Here is a 10,547-nt window from a genome sequence, read left to right as displayed (position 1 = left end):
CAAGATGCACTTAAACAAACGAATAAGAAAATCAAAAAAATAATTCAAAGTCAACTTGAACAGTGGATCGCTGGCCTTCCTAATTATATCAAGGCTTATTTGCCGATATCACTCTGCGAAAGTTGAGATAGTAATTATATTGGAATACGAAAATGTTTTTTTTGACAAAATACCCCAATAATTATTTTATATCTATTGATGCGCTGGCTTCTTCCCTCCTCTTTTTCTTTTGCACACACTTTTTCCATAAACTTCTATGTATGGTCCTGCCACCTCTCCTCCGTCTTATATACTTCCTCTATTTAATACGAATATTATAGAGAAAGGTTTCATTATTTTTACACCGTATTCAAGCAACTTGTTTTTAGTTAACTAACTAATTAGATGTATCGCTATTGTTCGTACCGTAATTTGTCACCATAAATGAACTATTCCTTTGGGATATAGATTGTTTTTAAGCTTTTTTCTTGTATATATACTGAAATAAAAAGATAATTAAAGAGGAGACTTATAAATATTTTTTAGGAGGATTGTACGTTGAACATACATATTAGCAAAGCTGCTTTAACTTGGTTTAAAGAAGAAGTAGGGTTAGATACGGGAAGTTATGTGCGCTTTTATCCAATGATTTACGGAAATAGTCCCGTTCAAGAAAACTTGGCTTTTCCATCGAGGCACCTGTTGATGCAATAGCAAGTAGTGAAGCAGAAGGAATTCATTTTTACGTAGAGGAAACAGATGTTTGGTACTTTAATGGGCACGACTTATATGTAGAATTTAATGAAGCAATGGATGAAGTGGAATATCAATATAAATTACCAAAATAAAAGGTTGAAATATATATAACCGCCGATAAACTGGCGGTTATATGGAATTTACATATTAGATGATACAATTTCGTTTTACTAATTAATTTTTTTAAGTTCTTCTATCAATCTATCATTTGTAATCTCGTCAGAATGATGTAAAGTGATATTTGCTCCTAGACTATTAAAAGCTGCTACTGCATTGTCGTATCCTCGTTCTATATGTTCAATCCCAGTAATCGTTGTTGTTCCTTCTGCGATGACACCTGCAAGAATAAGGCATATTCCTGCGCGGACATCGGAAGCATTAACTAATGCTCCATGTAAATTTGATTTCCCTTTAATATGTGCAACACCATTTGTTACCTCTATACTAGCTCCCATTTTATTCAACTGATATACATGATTAAATCGATTCGGATAAACCGTTTCCCGAAGCGCACTTTTCCCACTCGCTTGTGTTAGCAATACGGTTAAAGGCTGCTGCAAATCCGTAGGAAATCCTGGAAACATAGCGGTTCTTACTCTTGTCGCTCTAATACGACCATCTAAAAAGGATGTAATATTATTTTCTTTTATTTCAATGCCTACACCAATCTCTTTTAATTTCGTTATACAGGAAGTAAGATGTTCTGGAATAATATCTTTTACTGTAATCGTGCCTCCCGTAATCCCAGAAGAAATCAGAAATGCTCCTGCAATAAGGCGGTCAGGAATAACGCTGTAGGTACAGCCATTTAATTGCTTAACACCTTTAATTTTGATTGTATCTGTACCTGCACCGATGATTTTTGCACCCATTTGATTTAAAAATAACGCTGTATCTGTTACTTCAGGATCTCTTGCGGCATTTAATAGAATAGTTTCCCCTTCTGCTAATACGGCTGCTAGCATACTATTAATTGTCGCCCCTGAAGTAATTGTATCAAAATAGATTGTTGCACCTTTTAACTTAGAAGCTTCTACTTCATAATAATCTTTATAAATAGTGAATGATGCTCCTAGTTTTTCTAATGACTTTATATGCTGATCAATAGGTCTGCTTACAAAATCATCTCCGCCTGGATATCCTAGTGATACTTTTTTAAATTTAGCGAGTAATGCTCCAATAAAATAATAGGCTGTTCTGAATTTACCAGATTTTTCAGGTTCAATTATTGTATTATTTATTTTAGTCGGGTCAATATGGACGTCTCCTAAACTATCTCGATTCATTACACATCCAATTTCATCTCCAATTTGACGAAGCACTCCAAAATCTGCGATGTTTGGGATGTTTTTTAAAATTACGGGTTCACTAGCTAAGCATGCTGCCGCAAGAATTGCGAGTGAGCTATTTTTCGAACCTGGTACTGTTAAGGAACCTTCTAGCTTAGAAGGTCCTTCTATGTTCATCCATCTCATTATGAATCTCCTATTCCTCTCATTCTAATCAATGTAAATCCGCAAAAATAATTTGCGTTCTTTTCTTTTTTATCTCTTGAATTGTTTTTTCCGGGGCACCTAGATCTGTGATAAGAATATCTATATCCTCCATTGGTATGGATTGCATAAACATTTCAAGCCCTATTTTTTCATGGGGTGCAAGGCATACTACTTTTTGGGCAACACTTGATACTGTTTGGGCAAATGCTGCGGCTTCAGGAGTCGACGTACTAATTCCTTTCGCATTAACTCCTCCTCCTGTTAAAAAACAAATATCTAAAGAGAATTTACGCATCATTTCCATAGCAAGACAATCTATCATACTACCAAATGAATCCTCTCTTAATTTCCCTCCGATTAAATAGGAGCTAATATTTTCTCGTGCTCTAATATGTTCAGCAATTTTTAAGGAATTAGTGACAATTGTAAATGGGATATCCTTTGGCAAATATTTTATCATTCCATAATGAATACCTGCTCCTCCAAGAAAAACAGTATCATTTTTTTTTATATAGGAAGCTGCTAATTTCGATATAGCATTTTCATGTGGAGCACCTACTCCATATCTGATTGATTCTTTCTGTGGCATTGTTCGGACTTTAGGTGTTGGTCCATGAAGAATAGCACCACCATATGTTTTTTGAAGCAAGCCTTGTTCTTCCATAATCGTTAAGTCTCTTCTTATCGAATCAAGAGACATCTCAAATTGACTTGCTAAATCTTTGGCTATTACTTTGCCATCTGTTTCGATAATTTCTAAAATTCTTTTTCTTCTTTCCTCCGCTAACATATTCTTCCCTTTCTCAATAAGATATAAATTTATATTATTCCGTTTTATTAAGTATTGTCAATCTTATTTTTTCCTTTTCTTTCATTTTCATTCCGTATTATTCGTTTTTTGCACATACAGAACATTTGTTCTATTTTTTTAAAAGCATCCACTAGAATTTGCTAATACAAAAATGATTGCTGCATAAAAACAGCAATCATTTTTGTAATGTTTCCCACTATTAAAGGTCGATATCATATTCCATTCGCTTCGCAGTTTCTGTCATCAATTTAGTACCTACCAAACGCTTTCCAAGATGAAAAGACATATTTATTCCTGCGGAAATCCCTCCTGAAGTAATAATATTCCCTTCATCTACAAATTTAACGTTTTTCACTACATTTACTTCGGGATACTCGTTTTCCAACCTGTCTAGACTTGCCCAGTGTGTTGTTGCTTTTTTTCCATCTAACAAACCTGCTTTTGCTAACAATAATGCACCAGTACAAACAGACGTCATAAATTGTACCTCTTCCATTTGCTGTGATATCCAATGAATAACACTTTCCTTCTTTATTTCGCTCTCTCTTGCCCCAAGCCCTCCTGGAATAATTAAAATATTAAAGGTTGGCATCGTTTCGAAGCTAAAATCAGGGTGCACCTTCAAGCCATTTCTCGCATGTATCATTTGTCCGTTCTCTGAAATGGTATGCACAGAAAATGGTTTCGTCCCATCTTCACTTGTCGTGACAGAGAATACTTCAAATGGACCTGCAAAGTCTAGAACCTCCACATCATTAAATAGAAAAATGCCTACTTTCCACTGTTTATTTTCCATTTTACCCTCCCTAAATCTTTTCTTTCATCATTATAGCTAATAATCCCATTAAGAGGAGTAAATTCTAATAATAAACTTGATAACCTTCTTAATTTTTGAAAAAATAAAACTATCTAAAAGGAAGGCAGGCTATAGAATGAAACAACAAAAAAGAGTGAGAGATTACGGGTTGACAGTTGGTAGACTAGAAACGGGCAGTAATAATGCCATTACAGATGTTGAGGGTGTTACTGTTGGTCATGTTACATTAAGCAATGGTGATATACAGACAGGTGTAACGGCCATTTTGCCACATCAAGGAAATGTTTTTAAAGAAAAAGTAATCGCTGCAAGCCATGTGATTAATGGTTTCGGCAAAACGATGGGCACCATTCAAATCAATGAATTAGGGACAATTGAAACACCTATCCTCTTAACAAACACATTAAGCATTGGTACTACTGCTGATGCACTCATTGAATATATGCTAAATCAAAACGAGGAAATTGGCAGATCGACTGGAACCGTCAATCCGATTGTCTGTGAATGTAATGATATGTTCCTAAATGACGTAAGAGCACGAAACATTACAAAAGAACATGTTTTCGAGGCTATCGCTAATGCATCTATTGAATTTGAAGAAGGTTCTGTTGGTGCTGGGAGAGGAATGCTTTGTTATTCATTAAAAGGTGGAATTGGTACATCCTCTCGGTTAATGACAATGGAGCATAGGACATATACAATTGGTGTGTTCGCTCTAACTAATTTCGGGATATTAAGTGATTTAACAATAGCGGGGAATCCAATTGGGCAAGAACTAAAAGAATATCTTCTCCAGGCAAAGAATGACAAAGATCAAGGTTCTGTCATTATTATTGTTGCGACAGACCTTCCAGTGTCAGAGAGACAATTAAGCCGCATCATTAAGCGGGCTGTTTCTGGTCTTTCCCGTACTGGCTCCATCATAACAACAGGTAGTGGTGAAATCGTCATTGGTTTTTCAACAGCAACAAAAATACCTCACGAAAAGCCAGCTTCAAGCGTTCCTGTTTCGACAATCCATGAAGAAGATATTGATTTAGCTTTCAGAGCCGTTGGTGAGGCAACAGAAGAAGCAGTGCTCAACTCCTTAATCACTGCAACCCATGTAACTGGTCGAGAAGGAAATGAGCGTCCTGCCCTTAAAGATTTAATCGATAAATATGCAATTAGTCTTAACTAGTAAAAAACCAGACGCCTGTTTTCATACACCGCGTCTGGTTTTTCTTATTTATATTTTCCTTCAAAGATTGTTTCGACTAACGGACGACGATTGGAAGGTAGCTCACGTGCTTGAAAATCTTCTGGCAATGCATCCTTCTCTCCTTGATATCCAATGGCAATTGCTACTTGAACATTATACTCTTCTGGAATATTTAATACTTCTCGTGCTTTGTCCTTATCAAAGCCACCAATTGCATGTGTTTTTAATCCTTCTTTGATTGCCTGTAAAGATAAGAATCCCCATGCAGTTCCACTATCAAATGCATCCATCCGATTTTGGTTATCTGATATAAGCACCGCTAACACAGGCGCATTTTTGCACCACTCTAAGTTTCTTTCAAAAATAAATGAATAAAATAGTTCACGTTCTGCTTGGGTACGAGCAAGGATAAACCGCCATGGCTGCGAATTATTAGCAGATGGAGCCCAACGAGCAGCCTCGAAAACACGCATTAACACTTCTTCTGGCACTTCTTTTTTTAAAAAAGAACGGGGAGACCAACGATTGATAAAAATGGGATCAATCTCATGGTCTGGTTGACGTAATTGTTGTATTTCTTTTTCGTTCATTAATAATCATCCTCAAAAATTTTTTCAGTTCCCTTCCATTTTAATTTTTTCAAAATTACAAATCAACTAATTGATTTCCCTATTTAATAATTACATGCTCATTTTAACAGGGGTTAGTCTAAATAAGCAGTCTCCTCTGGATGATGTAAATGTTTAAAAGCTAAATAAATTTGTGATTCTGTATTTCTTGGTATGGATAGACGCGGAAGTTCATTTTCCGGAAAAAAAGCCACGGAACTTGTTTCCATTCCTTCTTTCGCCTCTCCACCTATAATCTCACATTGAATAAACATCTTATATACATGGTATGGAGAAGGTGGATGAGGATGGCACTTCTTGTCTATTACCCCAATTAACTTAACAGCTTTCACATCGAAACCTGATTCTTCCTGAACCTCTTTTACCGCAACTTCTGCCGGAGTTAACCCAATATCTCCCCATCCTCCTGGTAGCGCCCAGGACTGATCTGTTTTTTCTTTTACCATTAAAATTTTCTCGTCTTTAAAAACCACTGCTCGGATATCCACTTTTGGAGTAGCATAACCTGTTTCATTTGCAAAAAGTTCACGAATGATTGACGTATCAACTTTTGTATATTCCGACATCATTTCTATACTCATTTTTCTAATCTCTTCAAATCGTTCTAAATCATATATATCTTTTGAATACGTCAAGCCTGCTTGAGCTATCGCTTGAAGTTGCTTTGCCCACTGTAACCATTTTTGTTCCATACTATGCCTCCCTTTTTATATTTTAGACAATACCAATCATTTCCTTTAACAACCAAACAATTGTATAAAATAAGATGATGACTAATAAAGCTAGAACGAGCATAATCCATACGCCTCTTTTCCTTGCTGAAAAATAAAAATCACGATCCATATATTTATTCATTAATGGATTATACTGACAGACTTTATCCCATAGAGAAAAAAGCCATCCATACATCATAAAGCAAAAAGCGGTAAAAATTGTTAATTTTAGCCACAAGGGTGGGACGAGAATAATAGCCCATGTTGTACTATTGATTAACATAAAATAGCCATATAAATAACTTGAATTTCGAACCACAATTTTAATAAACAATTCGATCAAGCCATTAATTGGAGTACGCTTTTTAAAAATTCGTTTGGAGTTCCGGAAAAGTAATGGTTTTTTTCTTCTTATCACCACTGGCTTTTCTATTTGCGGCGAAGCCATAAAGATAAATTGAGTAATACTCGATTTTCTTTCTTGCTCCATTTCAATATGTATGTCGAGTGAACCTTTTTTCCCTATCGCTTTCAGACTTAATAGAATCGACAAAATAAGTACTGAAATAGAAATAACATAAACTGGAAGATGATAACCACTATCTATAATACGATACATCCATTGACTGCACCAATTAAAAACCAGAAACAAACAAAGTGTGATGATACTTTTTCGAAAAGTAGAGACAACTTTTCTGATTGGATATTTCAGAAATAGGAGGCACGCTTGTAAAGAACGAAAATAAACAAATAAGACGATAATCTCCTGCCAGCTTAACAAATAATAATTAAGCAAAAAAGGTAGAAGACAACTAAACCCTGCACATATGACAAGCAATTGTTGAAGAAAAGAATAAAGATAAGCCCTTCTTTTTAAGCCACTTAGCAATTCAGGCTTTTTCACCAAAAATACTTTGTCCGCTTCCACAATAAAGGTCCGTATATTTCCGCTCCATGAAAGAAGGTAAAGGAAGAAAAACGGGATGATAAAAGGAATGTTATCAAGCCATTCAGGTAATTCCTTCCACCATGAAAAATATACTGCTGTACAAAAAATAACTGCAGGAATAAGAATATATAAGACTACCGTCCAATCAGCCACAGAACGAAAAACCTGACTTTGAAACTTCCAATTTCTTATTACACGATCATAAAATAGCTGCCTACTTTTCATTCTTAGTACCTTCCGCTAGCACATGAAAGCAATCATACAAGGAGCCATCTGGCAATTGGCACTGTCTTCGTATATCCTCTAGCGTGCCTTTGGCAACGAGGTGTCCATCATGAATCATAAGAAATCGATCGCATATCTTTTCTGCTGTATCTAATACATGTGTAGACATCAGGATTCCAGCGCCACGCTTTCGTTCCGCTTCAATCGATCCTAGGAAAAGCTTCATCGCATTTGGATCAAGTCCCATAAATGGTTCATCAATAATATATAATAAAGGATTCGTTATCATCGCAAGAACGAGCATTGCTTTTTGCTGCATACCTTTTGAATATTTCGTTGGGTTTTCATGTGCATGTTTAGATAGCTTGTACTTATCCAATAACGTATTTGCCTTTTCCTTATAAGCTAGTTCTTCTAAACCTTCCATTGCCGCAACAAAATCAAGATGTTCCCATAAAGTTAATTCATCATAAAAAATCGGCCTTTCTGGTAAATAAGAATAAGTGATACCATCTTTGGATGAAATCTCTCCATCTAATTGGTCCATTAAACCAAGCAGACTTTTTATCGTTGTGCTTTTACCAGCCCCGTTTGGTCCTATTAAGCCAACCAACTCCCCTTTTTCAATTGCGAAATGAATGTCTTTGATGATGTCTTTCTTTTTTTCATAGCCAGCTGATTCTATCGCTACACGTAAAAGAGACATGTCCACACCCTCCCTCTCTTGTTACAAGTACATACGAGTGAAAAGAGGAAAAAGTTTCTATATTGAATAAGAAAGATGTATTTTTTCCCATATAGATACAACTTGCCAATAGTAATAAAGTGGAATGGTTATACAATAATATTATGCAATAGTTCGTGTTTGGAAAGAATTATATAAAAAAGTCCGTTGTTATTACCCGCGGTCTGAATACACTCATTTTCCATGGGCTATGGGCTTTGCCTGTGGGGTCTCACCTTTCTCGCTGATCCTACAGGAGTTTTTGTGTATTCAGACTGCTCAGTTCTTCCATAGAAATGAAGTTTTTCTATTTCCATAATCGTTTATAGAAAAACAATCTAAAGTTCTATTACTTCTTTTTCTGCAATATGATTCTCATAGAAAGTAGCATTAGCAGTATATACGTAAGGAACTAACCAAAGAAAGCCAATTCCGATGGAAAGGATACAAAGTAGTCCCCAGCCAATAAAGCTTAGACCTAACAAAAAGTACTTCCACTTGTATCCATCCATTCTTCTTCTACTTTCAGTAATTGCTTCAAAGATTCCAAACTCTGGATTATCCTTTAACAGTAACATCGTTTGGGAATAAGCTAACCCTTTAATAATTCCAGGAATAAGGAACAATAAGGACCATAAAAAGGTAAAAATGCCAATCATGATATTTGTGCCAATCAGCTTCACAGATAGTGCAACATTTGTATAAATGCTAAAAATTTGAGAAACTTGTGGATTTTCAGTACGTACTAAGCCAAGATAAAACCAAATAATGCCTACAGTTAAAGGAATATACAAAAGAGAGATGATAAAATTTCCAAATTCAGAGCCGACAGGAGAGTATTCCTGATAAAGCCAATTATGTATCCCACCACTAAATAAAATATCAACGATTGTTGTGAGAACCATACTAACAAAGAAATAAATGAAAGATATGAAGACACCTTTTCCCCAATATCCTCTCAGAGCTTGCCTTGCTTCTGTTTTAATTTGTTTTATTTTCATTTCTATTCCTCCTTATTCCAAATTAATGAAACCATCCTCCTGTCATTCCTAAATATAAATATGCGTAATATTCCCATTTATGAAAAGGAAAAAGGCTATGCTTAGCAAGAGAATAAAAAAGATAGATGCAGTTAGGTACATTACCTTTCTGCATCTATCTTTTTTTCTTTCATTTATACAGCTTGACTATCCATTTTCATAACCATTTTGCTTCCGATAAGCTTGACTAAATCTACCACTCGATTTGAATAGCCCCATTCATTGTCATACCATGCTAGTATTTTCACTTTATTGTGGCCGATAACCATTGTCGATAAAGCATCAATAGTTGCAGATTCGGTCGTTGTATTAAAATCAATAGAAACTAAAGGCTCCTCCGTAATAGCAAGAATACCTTTCAAATTCCCCGTTGATTCCTTCTCAAAGGCTCGATTAACTGATTCTCTCGTCACATTTTTTTCTAAATCAACGACTAAATCTACTAAAGAGACATTCTGTGTTGGCACTCTTAATGCCATTCCATGGAGTTTCCCTTCTAAGTGTGGAAGAATCTCTTTCAAAGCCTTTGCAGCACCTGTCGAAGTTGGAATAATATTTTGCCCACATGATCTTGCACGCCGTAAATCATTATGTGGATTATCTATATTGTTTTGATCATTTGTAAAGGAATGAATCGTTGTCATTAATCCATTCTTTATCGTAAAATGTTTATCTATAACCTTAGCAATTGGCCCTAAACAATTGGTTGTACAGGAGGCATTCGAAATAATATGGTGTTTATCCATATTTAATACCTCTTCATTCACTCCCATTACGATGGTTGCATCAGCATTTACCCCAGGAGCTGTAAGCACTACTTTTTTCGCGCCGGCATGTAAATGCATTGCTGCTTTATCTCTATTGTTAAATTTCCCCGTAGCTTCTACAACGATATCAATATCCAGTTCACGCCAAGGTAATCTTTCTGGATTGCGATTATTTACTAATAGAATCTCTTGACCATCTATTAGAATCGAATGATCCTTAGCTACTACTTTTCCAGGGAATTTCCCATGAATTGTGTCATACTTTGTTAAATGTGCTATCGTTTCAGAAGGATAACTGGCATTAATAGCAGTAATATGTATATTTTCATCATTAATAGCATTCCTAAGCACCATTCTTCCGATTCTCCCAAAGCCATTAATTGCTACTGATATTATCATATAATCCGCTCCTTTTTTAAATATGTTATACTAATAATCCT

General features: G+C 35.5%; 11 protein-coding genes. 2 read left to right on the top strand and 9 right to left on the bottom strand.

Annotated elements, in window-relative coordinates:
* The first annotated feature begins 537 nt into the window (after nt 1-537).
* Nucleotides 538-693 (top strand): hypothetical protein, encoded by a 156-nt coding sequence (locus QQZ16_RS03565; RefSeq protein ID WP_284561102.1) that lies wholly within the window; start codon nt 538-540, stop codon nt 691-693.
* 212 nt (nt 694-905) lie between these two features.
* Here QQZ16_RS03565 and murA read toward each other — a convergent pair whose 3' ends face one another.
* From murA to QQZ16_RS03550, 3 genes are all read right to left on the bottom strand, one after another.
* Nucleotides 906-2,210, bottom strand: a complete 1,305-nt coding sequence (murA, locus tag QQZ16_RS03560; protein WP_284561101.1) for a UDP-N-acetylglucosamine 1-carboxyvinyltransferase — start codon at nt 2,208-2,210, stop codon at nt 906-908.
* 28 nt (nt 2,211-2,238) lie between these two features.
* Nucleotides 2,239-3,021, bottom strand: coding sequence for a DeoR/GlpR family DNA-binding transcription regulator (locus QQZ16_RS03555; RefSeq protein ID WP_284561100.1), 783 nt, complete (start codon nt 3,019-3,021; stop codon nt 2,239-2,241).
* Nucleotides 3,022-3,241: 220 nt separating this feature from the next.
* Nucleotides 3,242-3,838, bottom strand: a complete 597-nt coding sequence (locus QQZ16_RS03550) for a DJ-1/PfpI family protein (protein WP_284561099.1) — start codon at nt 3,836-3,838, stop codon at nt 3,242-3,244.
* Nucleotides 3,839-3,974: 136 nt separating this feature from the next.
* Here QQZ16_RS03550 and QQZ16_RS03545 point away from each other — a divergent pair, with 136 nt between their 5' ends.
* A complete protein-coding gene (locus QQZ16_RS03545) occupies nt 3,975-5,039 on the top strand; it encodes a DmpA family aminopeptidase (RefSeq protein ID WP_284561098.1) in 1,065 nt (354 codons plus the stop codon).
* Between the two features lie 44 nt (nt 5,040-5,083).
* On the opposite strand, the gene QQZ16_RS03540 is transcribed toward QQZ16_RS03545, so the two are convergent.
* The 6 genes from QQZ16_RS03540 to QQZ16_RS03515 all read right to left on the bottom strand — a co-directional run bounded on the left by QQZ16_RS03540 (nt 5,084) and on the right by QQZ16_RS03515 (nt 10,503).
* Nucleotides 5,084-5,650, bottom strand: a complete 567-nt coding sequence (locus tag QQZ16_RS03540) for a nitroreductase family protein (RefSeq protein WP_284561097.1) — start codon at nt 5,648-5,650, stop codon at nt 5,084-5,086.
* Nucleotides 5,651-5,763: 113 nt separating this feature from the next.
* A complete protein-coding gene (locus QQZ16_RS03535) occupies nt 5,764-6,381 on the bottom strand; it encodes an NUDIX hydrolase (RefSeq protein WP_284561096.1) in 618 nt (205 codons plus the stop codon).
* A 22-nt stretch (nt 6,382-6,403) separates the two neighbouring features.
* A complete protein-coding gene (locus QQZ16_RS03530; protein WP_235251520.1) occupies nt 6,404-7,576 on the bottom strand; it encodes an ABC transporter permease in 1,173 nt (390 codons plus the stop codon).
* Nucleotides 7,566-8,282, bottom strand: coding sequence for an ABC transporter ATP-binding protein (locus tag QQZ16_RS03525; protein ID WP_031537767.1), 717 nt, complete (start codon nt 8,280-8,282; stop codon nt 7,566-7,568). The genes QQZ16_RS03530 and QQZ16_RS03525 overlap by 11 nt, the downstream gene beginning before the upstream one ends.
* Nucleotides 8,283-8,638: 356 nt before the next feature.
* Nucleotides 8,639-9,301 carry a DUF975 family protein gene (locus tag QQZ16_RS03520; protein WP_235251522.1) on the bottom strand — a complete coding sequence of 221 codons (663 nt, stop codon included), beginning with the start codon at nt 9,299-9,301 and terminating at the stop codon, nt 8,639-8,641.
* A 173-nt stretch (nt 9,302-9,474) separates the two neighbouring features.
* A complete protein-coding gene (locus QQZ16_RS03515) occupies nt 9,475-10,503 on the bottom strand; it encodes a glyceraldehyde-3-phosphate dehydrogenase (protein ID WP_284561104.1) in 1,029 nt (342 codons plus the stop codon).
* Nucleotides 10,504-10,547 lie beyond the last annotated feature (44 nt).

Source organism: Bacillus sp. T2.9-1 (assembly GCF_950097965.1).
Classification (GTDB): domain Bacteria; phylum Bacillota; class Bacilli; order Bacillales; family Cytobacillaceae; genus Niallia; species Niallia hominis.
This window is presented reverse-complemented; position numbering and strand designations above follow the sequence as displayed.